General features: G+C 34.5%; 16 protein-coding genes. 14 read left to right on the top strand and 2 right to left on the bottom strand.

Going from position 1 to position 16,097, the window contains the following annotated elements:
- Nucleotides 1-4: 4 nt before the first annotated feature.
- From panB to nth, 11 genes are all read left to right on the top strand, one after another.
- Nucleotides 5-841, top strand: a complete 837-nt coding sequence (gene panB / locus ACTWP4_RS15655) for a 3-methyl-2-oxobutanoate hydroxymethyltransferase (protein ID WP_443129719.1) — start codon at nucleotides 5-7, stop codon at nucleotides 839-841.
- Between the two features lie 2 nt (nucleotides 842-843).
- Complete coding sequence (gene panC / locus ACTWP4_RS15650; RefSeq protein WP_443129718.1) at nucleotides 844-1,716, top strand: pantoate--beta-alanine ligase; 873 nt, start codon at nucleotides 844-846, stop codon at nucleotides 1,714-1,716.
- A gap of 11 nt (nucleotides 1,717-1,727) precedes the next feature.
- A complete protein-coding gene (gene panD / locus ACTWP4_RS15645) occupies nucleotides 1,728-2,111 on the top strand; it encodes an aspartate 1-decarboxylase (protein WP_443129717.1) in 384 nt (127 codons plus the stop codon).
- Between the two features lie 398 nt (nucleotides 2,112-2,509).
- Nucleotides 2,510-5,152: an ATP-dependent DNA helicase DinG gene (gene dinG, locus ACTWP4_RS15640; RefSeq protein WP_443129716.1), complete on the top strand. Its 2,643-nt coding sequence runs from the start codon at nucleotides 2,510-2,512 to the stop codon at nucleotides 5,150-5,152.
- Nucleotides 5,153-5,216: 64 nt separating this feature from the next.
- Nucleotides 5,217-6,014: a ComEC/Rec2 family competence protein gene (locus ACTWP4_RS15635; protein WP_443129715.1), complete on the top strand. Its 798-nt coding sequence runs from the start codon at nucleotides 5,217-5,219 to the stop codon at nucleotides 6,012-6,014.
- A gap of 158 nt (nucleotides 6,015-6,172) precedes the next feature.
- Complete coding sequence (locus tag ACTWP4_RS15630) at nucleotides 6,173-6,346, top strand: YpmA family protein (RefSeq protein WP_443129792.1); 174 nt, start codon at nucleotides 6,173-6,175, stop codon at nucleotides 6,344-6,346.
- Nucleotides 6,312-6,842 (top strand): cell wall elongation regulator TseB-like domain-containing protein, encoded by a 531-nt coding sequence (locus tag ACTWP4_RS15625; RefSeq protein WP_443129714.1) that lies wholly within the window; start codon nucleotides 6,312-6,314, stop codon nucleotides 6,840-6,842. The genes ACTWP4_RS15630 and ACTWP4_RS15625 overlap by 35 nt, the downstream gene beginning before the upstream one ends.
- Nucleotides 6,843-6,859: 17 nt before the next feature.
- Nucleotides 6,860-8,041, top strand: coding sequence for a pyridoxal phosphate-dependent aminotransferase (locus ACTWP4_RS15620; RefSeq protein WP_443129713.1), 1,182 nt, complete (start codon nucleotides 6,860-6,862; stop codon nucleotides 8,039-8,041).
- 26 nt (nucleotides 8,042-8,067) lie between these two features.
- Nucleotides 8,068-9,360 (top strand): asparagine--tRNA ligase, encoded by a 1,293-nt coding sequence (gene asnS, locus ACTWP4_RS15615; RefSeq protein ID WP_443129712.1) that lies wholly within the window; start codon nucleotides 8,068-8,070, stop codon nucleotides 9,358-9,360.
- A 278-nt stretch (nucleotides 9,361-9,638) separates the two neighbouring features.
- Nucleotides 9,639-10,316, top strand: a complete 678-nt coding sequence (locus tag ACTWP4_RS15610; RefSeq protein ID WP_443129711.1) for a DnaD domain protein — start codon at nucleotides 9,639-9,641, stop codon at nucleotides 10,314-10,316.
- A gap of 8 nt (nucleotides 10,317-10,324) precedes the next feature.
- Entirely contained in the window at nucleotides 10,325-10,981 is a 657-nt protein-coding gene (gene nth, locus ACTWP4_RS15605; RefSeq protein ID WP_443129709.1) for an endonuclease III, read from the top strand.
- A 22-nt stretch (nucleotides 10,982-11,003) separates the two neighbouring features.
- On the opposite strand, the gene ACTWP4_RS15600 is transcribed toward nth, so the two are convergent.
- Both ACTWP4_RS15600 and recU read right to left on the bottom strand, forming a co-directional pair.
- Entirely contained in the window at nucleotides 11,004-13,745 is a 2,742-nt protein-coding gene (locus tag ACTWP4_RS15600; protein WP_443129708.1) for a transglycosylase domain-containing protein, read from the bottom strand.
- Complete coding sequence (gene recU / locus ACTWP4_RS15595; protein WP_443129707.1) at nucleotides 13,735-14,349, bottom strand: Holliday junction resolvase RecU; 615 nt, start codon at nucleotides 14,347-14,349, stop codon at nucleotides 13,735-13,737. Before recU ends, ACTWP4_RS15600 begins: the two co-directional genes overlap by 11 nt.
- 541 nt (nucleotides 14,350-14,890) lie before the next feature.
- Between recU and ACTWP4_RS15590 the strand changes: the two genes are divergently transcribed.
- The 3 genes from ACTWP4_RS15590 to ACTWP4_RS15580 all read left to right on the top strand — a co-directional run bounded on the left by ACTWP4_RS15590 (nucleotide 14,891) and on the right by ACTWP4_RS15580 (nucleotide 15,884).
- Nucleotides 14,891-15,058 carry a hypothetical protein gene (locus ACTWP4_RS15590; RefSeq protein ID WP_443129706.1) on the top strand — a complete coding sequence of 56 codons (168 nt, stop codon included), beginning with the start codon at nucleotides 14,891-14,893 and terminating at the stop codon, nucleotides 15,056-15,058.
- Between the two features lie 69 nt (nucleotides 15,059-15,127).
- Nucleotides 15,128-15,484: a DUF1798 family protein gene (locus ACTWP4_RS15585; RefSeq protein WP_443129705.1), complete on the top strand. Its 357-nt coding sequence runs from the start codon at nucleotides 15,128-15,130 to the stop codon at nucleotides 15,482-15,484.
- Nucleotides 15,485-15,575: 91 nt separating this feature from the next.
- Nucleotides 15,576-15,884 (top strand): CotD family spore coat protein, encoded by a 309-nt coding sequence (locus ACTWP4_RS15580; RefSeq protein WP_443129704.1) that lies wholly within the window; start codon nucleotides 15,576-15,578, stop codon nucleotides 15,882-15,884.
- Nucleotides 15,885-16,097: the final 213 nt, after the last annotated feature.

Here is a 16,097-nt window from a genome sequence, read left to right as displayed (position 1 = left end):
GAAGGTGAAAAACACGATTCAATTTGAAAAGATGAAAAAAAATAGTGAAAAAATCTCAATGATTACAGCATATGATTATCCATCTGCCAAATTGGCAGAAGAAGCACAAGTTGATATGATTCTGGTCGGTGATTCTCTCGGAATGGTTGTATTAGGATATAATTCAACTATCGAGGTTACCGTTGATGATATGATCCATCATGGAAAAGCTGTTACTAGAGGTGCCACTGATACCTTTACTGTTATTGATATGCCTTTTATGTCTTATCATTTGTCATTAGAAAAGGCTATGGAGAATGCACAACAAATTATGCAACAGACGAATGCTCAAGCACTTAAAGTCGAAGGGGCATCTGATGATACGTTAAAGCTAATACGAAAATTGACAGAAGCAGGTGTTCCAGTAGTAGGCCATATCGGTTTGACACCACAATCGGTAAACGTGTTAGGCGGCTATCGAATCCAGGGTAAAGATAAAGAAACAGCTGAACAACTAATTAAAGAAGCGGAGATGTTAGAGCAAAGTGGAGCGTTCAGTGTTGTATTAGAATGTGTGCCAGATCGATTAGCTAAACACATAAGTAAACACATATCAATTCCAACAATAGGTATTGGTGCTGGCAAAGACTGTGATGGCCAAGTTCTTGTCTTCCATGATATTTTACAATATGGAGTGAATTTCAAGCCATCATTCGTGAAAGTTTATCATGAAGTTGGGTCAACTATTAAGTCTGCAATTATGCAGTATCACAGCCAAGTTAAAAGTGGAGAATTTCCAAACGAGGAACATACGTTTTTTATGGATAAACAATTAGCTAGTGATCTTAATTTGGAGGAATAGAAGTGAAAATAGTACGGACTGTAAATGAACTGGTAACTATTACTGACGCATTGAAAGATAACAATAAGAAAATAGGTTTTGTACCTACAATGGGCTATTTACATGAAGGTCATACAACACTGATGGATGAGAGCAAAAAGTATGCAGATGTACTTATTACTAGTATATTTGTAAACCCTTTGCAGTTTGGGCCTAATGAAGATTTCGAACGTTATCCTCGAGATGAAGAACGTGATCAAAAGATCGCAGAACAACATGGGGTTGATATTTTGTTTATGCCTACAGTTGATCAAATGTATCCTCAAGATTCGACGGTTGCGATTCAAGTGAAGAAACGAACGGAAGTTCTGTGTGGTAAAAGTAGGCCAGGACATTTTGATGGTGTTGCTACTGTTTTAACAAAACTTTTTCATCTGACAAAAGCAGATTTTGCTTTTTTTGGCCTTAAAGATGCACAACAAGTAGCTGTTGTAAAGAGACTTATTGATGATTTTAATTTTTCTATCAAGTTAGTAGCCGTACCAACAGTAAGAGAAGTAGATGGCTTAGCAAAGAGCAGTCGAAATGTTTATCTATCCGAACAGGAAAGAGATGAAGCAGTTCACTTACATAAGGCATTACGTACTGCTCAACAATTAATGATTGACGGTGAAAAAAATCCTGTTATGATTATAGAGGAAGTAAAAAAATATATAGAGACAAATACAAGTGGTCAAATTGATTATGTTGATCTGTTATCATTTCCTTCTTTGAATAAAATAGATAATATTGATCAACAAATAATCATTGCAGTAGCTGTTCAATTTACGAAAGCAAGACTAATTGATAATATTATTATAAATGAGAACGGAACTGTACCTAAAGTAATTATTTAGGGGGAACAATTATGTTACGTACCATGATGAAATCGAAAATTCATCGCGCACGTGTAACAGAGGCAAACTTAAATTATGTAGGTAGTATTACTATTGATGAAGATATTTTAGATAAAGTAGGTATTTTACCGCATGAAAAAGTGCAAATTGTAAACAACAATAATGGAGCACGCCTGGAAACTTATGTGATTGCTGGAGAAAGAGGCAGTAAGGTATTTTGTTTAAATGGTGCAGCCGCTCGCCTAGTACAGCCTGACGATATTATTATAGTCGTTTCATACGGCATCATATCAGATGAAGAGCTAGTAAAATTTAAACCTAAAGTGGCTGTGATGGATGGGCACAACAATATTAAAGAAATACTAGAGCAAGAACCACCATTATCAAGCCTTTAAAGAAAACAAACTCTTATCCACAAAGATAAGAGTTTGTTTTTTGAAAGAAGTAATACATTGGAATTGATTTCCGAGTATTTCCACTTTAAAAAGATAGAATAATGATATTAGCGAAGGCAGAATATGTAGCCCTCTGTGGGAACTAACAGTTAAAGATCCACTTAGTAAAGTGGTCTTCTTTACCAAGTAGCCTGATCCACCGAAAGCGGACTATTCTACCGAAGCGGTATTCCGCCGCTCTCTATGGAAAGTAAAGTAGAAAGTGTTACTCTGGAAATTTTCACTGGTTCGCAATTTTAGTTCAAATAATGACTGCGCGAGTATTTGTTTGTACAAATTATGGCCTAAGATGCAAACTATAAATTTTAATCGTAATATCAAGAATCGGGGATGATCCTTTGCAAAAATTTGTTGTAATAGATGTGGAAACTACTGGACAGTCAGCATCAAAAGGTGACCGAATCATTGAAATAGCCTTAGTAGTAATCGAAGACAACCAAATAACAAAACAGTATAATCAATTAATCAATCCAGAACGGCCTATTCCTACCTTTATTTCACAATTAACATCTATAACAGACGAAGATGTAGAAACACAACCCGTTTTCGATGAAGTCGTTCCCGAGTTTAAAGATTTACTGGATAATGCAATACTAGTTGCACACAATGTACCTTTCGATTTAACTTTTTTAAATGAAGAGCTTGAACGCGTAGGGGAAACAAAAATACATCCTTATGTTGTCGACACAGTTGAACTGGCAAGAATATTGTTACCAAAAGCACCTAGCTACAAATTAAATGAATTAGCTGAATATTTAATGATAAGTCATAAAAATCCACATAGAGCAATTTCTGACGCTTTGGTAACTGCTGATTTGCTTATTATGATGATTAACAAATTACAATACCTACCGGTAAATGTTATAAATCAAGTTTTATCTATCTCTAAACCATTACGCACAGACTTTGCTACATTGTGTGAATTATTAGACCATCAAGCAATTCGTACAGATATAGAGGAGTTTAGAGGATTTTCTCTTAAGAAACCAGAAGAAAAAAGTAATGCAGAAATAAAAATCCCCCATGATTTCCCTAAATATTTAGAAGAAATGTACGATGAACATGGCAAACTTGCTCAAGTCTATCCCCGGTATGAAAAACGAAATGCACAAGTCTTCATCAGTGAGAAAATCTATGATCATTTCCGAATGAAGGAACATGCTCTCATTGAAGCGGAAACAGGATTGGGGAAAACTATTGGATATTTAATTCCAGCAGTTTATGAAGCACTAAATCATCATAATAAAGTGGTTATTAGTACTACTAATACGAATTTACAGTCACAATTAATTGATCAGGATTTAGCTAAGCTCGACATACCAATTCGAACAGCTGTCATTAAAGGGAAAAATCATTATTTAAGTCTGCAAAATTTTGAGCAATTTTTTCATGATTCAAATTATCGTTCTTATCAAGATACATTATTAAAAGCCATGATTATAGTCTGGTTAACAGAGACAATAACAGGGGACTTAGATGAAATACAGTTTCCTGTTGAAAAACACCCTATTTTTTATCAAATTGTAGTAAATAACGGAGCAACCAATGAGACTTGGAAGAATCATTGTTTTTATCGACGAATGATAAGTAAAGCAACTGATGCTTCTATAGTTGTCACTAATCATTCTCTGTTAGCGATAGACATGTTAGCAGAAAAGCCGATTCTTCCTGAATATCAAAGGTTGATTATTGATGAAGCCCATCAGTTAGAGCAAATGGCAACGAATTATCTTGGAGATTCTTTAAGCTATTTTGAATTAACAGCTTTCTATCAACAATTAGAAAAAAGTTATTACAAAAATGTAAACTTTCAACATTATTTAGATACAGTTAAATATGAAACAGATTTATTATTCCGACAATTATATCAATATGTCAAAGAAAATAATAAAAAACAGAAAGCAGTCACGGATGTTGGCCGTTTGAAAACTGTGTGGAATCATGACAAACCAATTGAACTTGTCGACAGTATTAAACGAACAATGATGGTGATCAATGAATTAGCTCAATTGTTTCAAGACGATACTACAGATGAAAAAAAGCAACTATTACGTATACATGAACTGCTTCAAGAGCTTTTAATTGCAGAAAAACAGACAGCTGTTACATGGCTGGAGATTGATCAACAAGGTGCACAGAATGCTGTTTTTATTCAGCATGAACCATTTTCAGTTAAGCATTCATTAAAAGAAAATTTATTTCGAAAAAGTGAATCCATTATATTAATAAGTGCTACATTAACCATGAATCAATCATTTCATTATATAAAAGAAAGGTTAGGACTTGATACAGAGCAATCCAAAGAATATATTGTAGATCATTATTTTGATTATCGAAATAATGTCCAGCTTATGATCCCCAATGATCTTCCTGCTATTCAATATCCTAATAATGATGATTTTATATTTGCCATTAATGAAGCGATTATTTCAATTGCTGAAAAAACGAATGGCAGAATGTTAGTATTATTTACTTCATATGATATGTTGAGGAAAAGCTACTTTATTTTAAAAGAGACAGAGCTGTTAATGGATTATATGATCATTGGCCAAGGTGTTTCAACAGGTAGCAGGAACCGGCTAATTAAACAATTTCAAGCATTTGAAAAATCAATCTTGTTAGGGACGAATGCTTATTGGCAAGGCATTGATATCCCTGGCAATGATTTGTCATGTTTAATCATAGTGAAGCTACCTTTTCAGTCGCCACAAGATCCTGTTTATGTAAAAAAAGCTGATTATTTTAAATCAAAAGGGAAGAATCCTTTTATGGAATTAGCATTACCACAAGCGGTTTTGCAATTCAAACAAGGATTTGGACGATTAATACGAAAAGATACAGATCATGGCATGATATTTGTTTTCGATGAGAGAATCATGACAAAACGTTATGGTAAGACATTTATTCAATCTATACCGGAAATTCCTATTCATTATGAAAACATGCAAAACTTACTAAATCGTGTCAGTAAATGGCTATGATAAACTTTTGCATTTTGTGAAAACCTACATATATAATAAAAAATTCAAAGAGGTAGGTTTCCAAATGAAAATACGTCTGATTAGTTGTTTATTACTGTCAATCATGATTAGTTCACCGTTACTCGCTAAAACTGATATACCGAAATTAAATATCGATGAGTTAGATATTATATTTTTTAAAGTACCTCATGGTGAAGCAAGTTTATTAACCAATTATAAAGGTCAGCACATTTTAGTGAATACAGCTTCAAAACGAAGTCAAAAAAAGTTATACCAGCAATTAAGTAAATTGCAAGTGGACAAAATAGAAACCATTGTTATAACGAATCAGTCAGAAGAATATACTGGAAACTTATTATATTTTTTGGAACACTATCAAGTCGAAAAAGTAATCATTCCTTCGAACATGAATATTGATTTTTCAGACGATGTCGACGTGCAAACTTGGACGTTAAATGAGGAATTCACTCTTTGGAAAGATTTAAATATAAAACCTTTGGATCAAACAAAGGATGGCGATATTTCCTTTTTAATGCGATACGGTAAAGAATCTATATTATTTTTAAATGACAAGGAAACGACAATTGAACAAAAATTAATTCAGCAAACAGTGGATGTAGATATATTAAAAGTAGCTGCGTTCGGTAGTGGACATTCACCGTCACAAAATTTCTTGGAACATATTGATCCATATATGAGTATCATTTTTCCAAGTCAAACACACAAGATAAATGATTCCTTAATTGAGCGTTTAAACGCTACCTGGATTGATGTTTACTTTTTGAAACAGTCTGGCACCGTATTTGTACGTTTATACAAGGATGATTACGAAATTCTCACGGAAAATAGTTCAGTCAGCTGATTACATTCTTAAATAACCATATATATTTTAAAATCTACCATGTTTTCAGTTGAAAAATTGAGCAAAGTCTATCAAAATAAATAGAGGAATGTCTTTTTTATGCAGTAAGGAAAGTAAATATTACTTTCCTTATGTTATATTAGTTGGAGGTGTCTCAAATAAGTGATTCAAAAGTTACTACGCTATCTACGGTTCAGTTGGCATATACGGAAGATCTGTATAAAATTGTCGACAGTTTAAACCGGACATTGAAAGAAGACAATCTTATGTTCGGATTAACATTAAGTGAGGATAATGATGAAAAAGCAATCTTTACCATTTATCGGACGTAATAAATTATGGATAATAGTCTCTTTCTGTATGGTCGTCTTATTGATCACGTTATACTATTTCATTACGCTTTATCAAGATATTATGAATAGTAAGACCGAACATTTTGACGATGTGAAGACTTTAGCAATTGAAAATACTTCACTTGACGTGATACATAGCATTGAACGCTTCCATGGAGAGCAATTATACTATGTATTAGAAGGTGAAACGAACGATAACCAAGCATCTTTATTATATATGTATCAGTCGGAGGAGAAATGGGAATACGACATTTATGATAAAGAATCTCTTTATTCAGAAGATATTCTGTTATCAGAATGGCGTGATCGATGTACTTCATGTGAACTTTTAGGTTCAACAATTGGAATAGATAACGATCTCCCAATTCTTGAAATTAAATATATTAATACCTCAGATAGACTGGTGTATGAACATGTATTATTAAAGGACAAATCCCATTATCGATTAACTTTAAACCCATCATTTCAAGAATAGAAAGGTGATTAACAAGTATGGAATTAGCAAACAGAGTACAAACATTAACCCCATCATCAACACTGGCGATAACGGCTAAAGCTAAAGAATTAAAACAAGCAGGTCATGATGTTATTGGTTTAGGTGCAGGAGAGCCTGATTATAATACCCCTGAACATATTCTAGAAGCAGCTTCTAAAGCAATGTATGATGGTTTTACTAAATATACACCTGCTGGAGGAACAGTCGAATTAAAGCAGGCTATTCAGTCTAAAATGAAGAAAGATCAAGATTTAGACTATGACCTTGATCAAATCATTGTGACAATTGGGGCAAAACATGCGCTCTACACTTTATTTCAAGTGTTGCTAAATAAAGGAGACGAAGTGATTGTTCCAGCTCCTTACTGGGTAAGCTATCCTGAACAGATTAAATTAGCTGAAGGTAAACCGGTATTTGTTGATGCACAAGAGGAAAATGAATTTAAATTAACACCAGAGCAATTAGAAAATACCATCACAGAAAAAACGAGAGCTGTTATTATTAATTCACCAAGTAATCCTACAGGTGTCATGTATGAGAAAGAAGAATTAGAAGCTTTAGGAGAAGTATGTCTCAAGCATAATATTTTAATCGTTTCTGATGAAATTTATGAAAAATTAACGTATACAACAACAGAACATGTATCTGTCGCAGAGCTTTCTCCAGCATTAAAAGAACAAACTATTATTATCAATGGTGTTTCAAAATCACATTCCATGACTGGTTGGCGAATTGGTTATGCAGTAGGTAACAAACAGATTATTAAAGCGATGTCGAATTTAGCATCACATTCAACATCAAACCCAACATCGATTGCACAAGTAGCAGCAGAAGCAGCTTATAGTGGTTCACAAGAGCCAGTAAAAGTAATGCGAGAAGCATTTAGTGAACGACTAGAAAATTTATATGAATGGTTAGTCGCTATTCCAGGAATTGAATGTGTAAAACCTAAAGGTGCTTTCTATCTATTCCCAAATGTAAAAAAAGCTGTGGAAATGAACGGATTCGATACAGTGGATGAATGGGTTACTGCTTTGTTAGAAGAAGAAAAAGTAGCTTTAGTACCAGGTTCTGGATTTGGCGCGCCAAATAATGTTCGTCTTTCTTATGCTATTTCATTAGAGCAACTAGAAGAAGCAGCAAACCGAATTAAACGATTTGTTGAAAATCATCAATAAGTAAGAAGGATAGTGGAGGAAATATTATGAAAACAACGATTAATCAGGTATCAAATTATCTCAATCAAGAGGTTACGGTAGGTGTATGGCTTGCCAACAAACGATCCAGTGGTAAAATCGCCTTTTTACAATTGCGTGACGGTACGGGGTTTATTCAAGGGGTCGTAGTAAAAGCTGACGTGTCTGAAGAAATATTTCAGTTGGCGAAATCTATTACTCAGGAATCATCCTTATACGTAACAGGAACGATTGTTGAGGATACTCGCTCTCCGTTTGGCTATGAAATGCAGGTGGAAGAAATCGAAATCATCCATGAAGCAACGGATTATCCAATTACACCGAAAGAACATGGTACAGAATTTTTAATGGATCACCGTCATTTATGGTTACGATCCAAAAAACAACATGCCATTATGAAAATTAGAAATCAAATTATCCAAGCTACGTATCAGTTTTTCCAAAAAGAAGGATTTGTTAAAGTAGATCCCCCAATTTTAACCGGTTCTGCTGCCGAAGGAACTACTGAACTATTCCATACCAAGTATTTTGATGAAGAAGCTTATTTATCACAGAGTGGTCAACTATATATGGAAGCAGCAGCTATGGCACTTGGTCGTGTATTTTCATTCGGACCAACGTTCAGAGCCGAAAAGTCAAAAACAAGAAGACACTTAATTGAATTTTGGATGATTGAACCGGAAATGGCTTTTGTTACCCACGAAGAAAGCTTAGAGATACAAGAAAACTATGTGCAATTTATTATAGAATCTGTATTAGAAAATTGCACATTAGAACTTAAAACACTGGAACGTAATTTGGAAGCTTTAGAAAAAATCAAAGCGCCATTTCCACGTATCACATATGATAAAGCAATTGAAATGTTAAAGGATAAAGGATTTACAGATATCGAATGGGGAGAGGATTTCGGTGCTCCTCATGAAACAGCAATTGCTGAAAGCTTTGATCAACCTGTGTTTATTACACATTATCCGAAAGATATTAAAGCTTTTTATATGAAACCTGGCCCTAATCGTGAAGATGTTGTATTATGTGCTGACTTAATTGCACCGGAAGGTTACGGTGAAATCATTGGTGGTTCTTCAAGGATTGATGATTTATCGTTAATGGAACAGCGCTATGAGGAGCATGACCTAACAGGTGACGCTTATCAATGGTATCTTGATTTGCGCAAATACGGAAGTGTACCACATGCCGGTTTCGGATTAGGATTAGAACGAACTGTTGCCTGGATCAGTGGCGTTGAGCACGTTAGAGAAACAATACCGTTCCCAAGACTTTTAAACCGTTTATACCCATAAGTATAGATAATCCTTTGCAAAGCATGCAAAGGATTATCTATTTTAAAAGGAGAAAAAGGAAGCATTAAAAAATAACACTGAATCAAAAATGTGAAGTTATACTTTTAAGATTTGCTTTCTTCTATTCTTCTGAGTTGAGTGTTAATATGGAAGAAGCTTAACACTGAGAGAATTTTCAATAGTTCGCAGTATTTTATCTACTGTGAGTTAAATGATCAGTGTAGGAACGGGTATTATTTCTAATACAGTGTTATCATATTGGTTGAAGGTGGTTTTAAATGATGAAACAAAATATTCAATTTATTTTACATGATCAAATAAATTTTCCTACTTTATTAATAGAAAAATTTGCTTCTCTAGGTCTGAATGAGACGCAATTAGCTATTATATTGCAAATTTATACTGCACAAAGAAAGGGCAACAACTTCCCAACACCTGAGGAAATCGCTGAACATTTAACAATTTCAAATGAAGTATGTACCAACTTACTACGACAACTTATACAAAAAGACTTTTTGTCCATTGAAGAAGATAAGGAAGATAATCAAATGATAAAGGAAACTTATTCATTAGATCCTTTATGGAAGAAATTATATGTTGTTGAGCAAACCGTCGAAAAGGTAGATAATAAAGTGGGTGAAGTATTTCAAAAATTCGAACGTGAATTTGGTAGACCCTTATCGCCTTTCGAAATCGAAATGATTAATAATTGGTTAGATGAAGATAACTATGATATTTCTCTGATATATACTGCCTTAAGAGAAGCAGTATTGATGGGGAAGATAAATTTTAAATATATTGACCGTATTTTAATTGAATGGCAAAAAAAAGGAATCAAATCTTCACAGCAAGCACAGCAATCAAGCAAATCATTTCACACACATCAGCAAAAAACGTCAGTTAAGAAAGAACATCCTTATGATAAATCTTTATATTACAATTGGTTAGAGGAGTAGGGGAAGCAATGTTAACAAAAAAAGAAATAAATGTTGTTCTGGATAAAATCGAGGAAATGTTTCCGGATGCAGAATGTGAATTAGTGCATGATAATCCTTTTGAATTACTAATTGCTGTTGTATTATCTGCGCAATGTACCGATGCATTAGTTAATAAAGTGACAAAAGATCTCTTTAAGAAATATAAAACACCAGAAGATTATTTAAATGTTCCATTAGAGGAGTTGCAGCATGATATTCGATCGATTGGTTTATATCGTAATAAATCAAAGAATATCCGAAAACTTTGTACAACTCTCATTGAAGAATATGATGGAATTGTTCCTAATACGAAACAAGAATTAGAAAATCTTGCGGGTGTTGGTCGTAAAACAGCAAATGTGGTAGCTTCAGTTGCATTTGGTGAGCCTGCCATTGCTGTGGATACACACGTTGAAAGAGTTTCAAAAAGATTAGCTATTTGCCGTTGGAAGGATAGTGTTTTAGAAGTTGAAAAAACACTAATGAGAAAAATTCCTAAAGAAGAGTGGAGTAACACACATCATCGTTTAATCTTTTTTGGGCGCTACCACTGTAAGGCGAAAAGTCCACAATGTGAAATTTGCCCACTTCTTGACCTTTGTCGTGAAGGTAAAAAAAGAATGAGAAAAAGCAGCAAGGTATAAGAAATACCTTGCTGCTTTTTTGTTAACCAGCTTCTGGAATTATTGGTAATTCAGCATCTGGATTCTGTGGATCATCCTGATTCTGTTGACCTTCATCTTGTTGCTCTTCTTCATTTTGGTCTTCTTGCTCTTCGTTACCTGGATCATTTTCATCAGGATTTTGTTGCTCTTCATTTTCTAATCCTTGTGTTGATACTTGGACACTTGCAGAAGGTCCTCGTACGTCTTTATTCTTCAGGAATGGTGTGACATGAATCGAATAGGTCTTATTAGCCTCAAGCTGAGTTATATTAACTGAGTTTTTATTGGTGTTAAATTGGTCAATTGTTTGACCACCATCTTGCACGACAATTTCAAACTCAATCGGGCCTTTCTGATCATACTTCCAGCTTATCAATGCTGATCGGTTTGCTGGATCAAAAGTTTGATGTAACTGGCTCACTTGAGGTAGTTTCTCTGGTTCATCCTCAGGAACTTGGACTGTTACTGTCATTGGATCACTTTCCATGTCATCATTTATGGCAATAACTTCAATCGTGTAAGTTGTTCCTTTTTCGACTTCAGAAATTTCTAGCTCGTTTTTATCTGTTGTTGTTAAATCATTTAATGAACCATCTGTACCTGCAGACACTTTGAATTGTACATCATCTGCTTTATGATTCCATTTTGCTTTAATGATTTCTTTTTCTTTATCATAAGAAGCAGTTAAGTCAGTAACTTTTTCAAGTTTATCATATTTTTTTGAGACGGCATCTGGTTCTGTTCCTTTTACAAATAACTCAGTGACAATTTCTGAATCTGGTGTATATTCACTTGGTCGTTTAGCAGGATTGGATCCTTTTTCGACTTTTACTTCTACTACTGAATCAGGTTTTACAAAGTCTTTAGTTTCAACACCTTCTGAAATATGAGACATTGTTTCCTTGAATAATAATTTTGCAATATCAGTGTTTTTAATTGCTTCCCGTTCATCATATCCAGTCCATACAGAAACAGTGTAATTGGTCGTATAACCGACAAACCAAGAGTCAGGGCTTCCTGATCCATCATCCATATTGGTAGTACCAGTTTTTCCTGCCATAGGAAGACCAGGTACATTAGCCTGTGTTCCAGTACCACTTTGCACCACTGATTTTAACATATCTGTAATCATATATGCTGTACTTTCCGACATGGCAACTTCGGAATCAGATTCTAATTCATCTGAACGGCGATCAGGATAGTCAACGCGAATGACGGAAAATGGCTCGTGATATATACCTTTATTACCAAAGGCAGCATAGGCTCCAGCCATTTGCAATGACGTCACACGGGTTCCTGTTCCGCCAATTGCATCTCTAATAGTTATTTTATCCTCGTGGAAATCGACTCCTAATCCTTCTGCGAATGTCTTGGCATTACTGCCACCAACTTCGTCAAAAGTTTTTACTGCTGGTACATTTAATGACCATTTCAACGCAAATCTTGCAGACATCCAACCTTGATAATCTCTGTTCCAATTTCGAATAACACTATCGGTTCCTGCTACAGGATATGGTTTGTCATCATTTAACTGGTGATAAGTGGACCACTGTAAATGTTCAATAGCCGGTCCATAAGCAACAACTGGTTTCATAACTGAACCACCTTGACGTCCTTCACCATCGATCGCATAGTTCCAACCATTATTCTCCCGGTTTCTTCCACCACCAATTGCACGAATAGCACCTGTTTGAGTATCAAGGACAGTGAGACCTGCTTGTAGATTCTCATCACTGCTAAATGGAATAGGATTCTCCTCATCATCACTTAACAGAAATTCAACTTGTTCTTGCGCATCTGGATCAAGTGTCGTGTAGACGTCTAAGCTATCTTTGTAAATATCTGCTCCAGTCTTTTCTTGTACCTCTTTACGAACTTGTTGAATAAAACCTTCATATTTCACAAAGTCTGGTTTCTTTTTTGTCAATAAATCTTCAATATTTACTTCTCTAGCTTTATTTGCTTCTTCTTCACTAATTTTATTGTGCTGAACCATTAAGTCGAGTACAGTATTCATTCTTTCTTTTGTTAAATCCGGGTTCACAAATGGATCATAAGCAGAAGGGCGTTGTGGTAAACCAGCTAAGATTGCTGCTTCTGGAAGAGTTAAATCATTAAGATCTGTTTTACCAAAGTATACTTCTGCTGCCGTCGCTACACCATAAGCACCCGCACCATAATAGATCTTGTTAACATACATTTCCATAATTTCATCTTTTGTATATTGTCGATCTAATTTTAATGCAAGCCATTGCTCCTGAACTTTTCGTTTTAATTTCTTATCATTTGTCAGGAATGAACCTTTGACAACTTGTTGAGTAATCGTGCTTGCCCCTTGCGCTCCAAATCCTTCTCGGAAGTTCGCAATAATGGCTCCACCGATACGCTTAAAATCAATCCCTATATGCTCTCGAAATCGGACATCTTCTGTAGCTAATATAGCATTTAATAACACAGGAGGCATGTCATCATGGTCTATTTTCGTTCTTTTCTCTGCTCCTAATTTTGCAAATACATCACCATTAATATCATAAAGGTTTGTTGATGCTGGATCAGATAATAAATCAGCCTCTAAATCTGGAGCTGTAGCGATATAATACGTAAATAACCCACCAATTCCTAAACCGATTAATAAAACGGCGATAAGTGCGTATTTCATCACTTTTTTCCACATAGGCTTGTTGTTCGATTTTTTTTGTTTTGATTTTCTTCTTTCCATTCTAGATTGGCTTTTATCTGCCATTTGTTGTTCCTCCGTTCTTTATATAATACTTGTCAATAACAGCCACGTAATCTACCTTTGCTTGATATCGAATAGGTATTATATAACCTAGCTTTTTCACAGTTTCATAACGAATAGATTTTCTACCACCATTATACTGCTGTTCCCAGTAAGTAAATAACTTTTCAGCAGGAAATAGGAATGTTTCTTGACTTATACTAAACCGGATTAATAGAAAGCAGATTCCACCATGTTTCACTACCTGTTTCATATGATCTATCTGGTGTTGATGAATGTTATTGAGCGGAAAAGAATGTTTATTTTTTGTTTCCTTCGCTTCAAAATCTATATGCTTTCCTTTATATAGTCCATTATAATCTGTAGTCGACGCCTGTTTAAAATATGCTTCTTTTATAACTGCTGCACTTCTTTTCGGATAATCTACATGGACAATCTGAACAGGTGTTGGTTTCTTATGAATAATCGCAATATTGTGTGTTAAATAATATTGATTCGTATCATTAATATCATCTTCCAGAGACATTCCTCGGTTACTGTATACCGTTTGACTAGTATGATTGATTTTTTTTAAAGCTGATGATTTTTTTCCATTTGGATATTGCATAAACTCCCTCCTAATATCATCAACACATCCATCATATCATGGATAGATACATCATACGCTAAGCAACTAAAATCTTCAATCAAAATGTATAATGAAAGCCTAGTGCAATAGTAATTTCCTAGCTTAAAGTTTCGAAAATCGTAACAATTTATTGGGGGCTGTTTGATAAATCTATAAAATAATAAGTCCATAAAAAGTCCATAAAAAGTCCATAAAAAGTCCATAAAAAGTCCATAAAAAGTCGACATTACGAGATGCAATGTCGACTTTTGTACTAAGTTGATGGACGATTAGGTCCGTTTAATTTTTTGTCATTTTGAGTCGGTATCTCTTTGTTATGCTGTTTGTCCCGTCCGTTATTCATTTTTCTTTTTTTGTTGACACGCATCACAATCCCTCCTTTGATTATAGTTTGGCTCTTTTTGTATAAAACATACGGATATTGGAAAGTTCATGTCATCTTATTTCTAGTTTTGTCAAGGGCAAGGAATTTCAAACCTCATTAACGAATACAGTATATAAAAACTAGGAGGGATATAATATGAGTGCCAATCATGATATCTTTACAAAAGAGATGTGTGAAAAAAAATTAAATGAATTAATGGAGCTCGTTGAAAATATTGAAGAACAATGGGAATTTACTACAAATAAGGAGTCCAAAGGTCAGTACTGGGCACATAACGATATGTACAAGAAAGAAGGGGCATAATAGAATTATTCTTGAAATAATGTTACAGTAATGATGGCTATTACAGTTATAGAAAGGCGGTTTAATAGTTTGTTACTGTTAACATATATAGAAGATTTAGAAAAAGAGTTAGTAAAGTTAAAAGAATATTATCTCTCGCATGAACGTCCAGAAAATAAAAGGGACCCGAAATTCTTTGCGTTTGTAAAGGATAATACGGAACCAGTTTTCGAAACGGTAGATCAATGGTATGAAGAAGCATTAAACTTTGTGAAGAACAGGAATGTAAAAGTACATCCTCAGCAAGTTGAGTCAACAGAGGAAAACATTAAATTGTTGTTGCTCCACAGTTATTATGTAGATGTAAAAAGAAAAAGATACATGGAATTACATCAATCAGTTATATATGTGTTCGATTTATTAAAGAATGATATTCATAATCTGTAAAAAACATCGATATCATAGGTTGATGCCTTAGACAATCCTCACTATCGTGACATACGCTAGTATAGAATAATAATTAGTGAGGTGACTATAAATGAGACATCGAAGACCTTTTGGTTGTGGAATGCCATCACCGACTGTTGTATATCCAACAAAAACAAACGAAGTACACACTTGTAGTGAAAGCGAAGTAAAGCACATCCATCCTTCCCATACTACTTGTGTTAATCATCATTTAGTAAAAAATACTCATTATTATCCACACACAACTTCTTATCAGAATACAGTTGACCAAGTTAATGTATATGGTGGACCAATGCAAGGACCATTTAATACTCCAGGTAACCCAGGTAACCAACCAGGACCAGGCCAATGGAATCCACAAAACATGATGCCAAGATAAGCAGAAGGGTAGAGGGCATCAGCTTTGCTTGAATGTACTAATTGGAAATGACCACTCCACACTAACTGTCATGAAAAAATTTCATGACAGTTTTTCTTTGTGAGGTGGGAAATTATATAACTGTTGTTATCACAACATTTTGGTATCCTATTCCCGTTTAAAATGAGTCATAAAAAATAAAGATATCGTTAACTAGTGATGTTATTTATTATA

It is taken from the genome of Gracilibacillus sp. D59 (assembly GCF_052246695.1).
Classification (GTDB): Bacteria; Bacillota; Bacilli; order Bacillales; family Amphibacillaceae; genus Gracilibacillus.
Note: the sequence above shows the minus strand (reverse complement) of the source record. Positions and strands in the feature narration are given on the sequence as shown.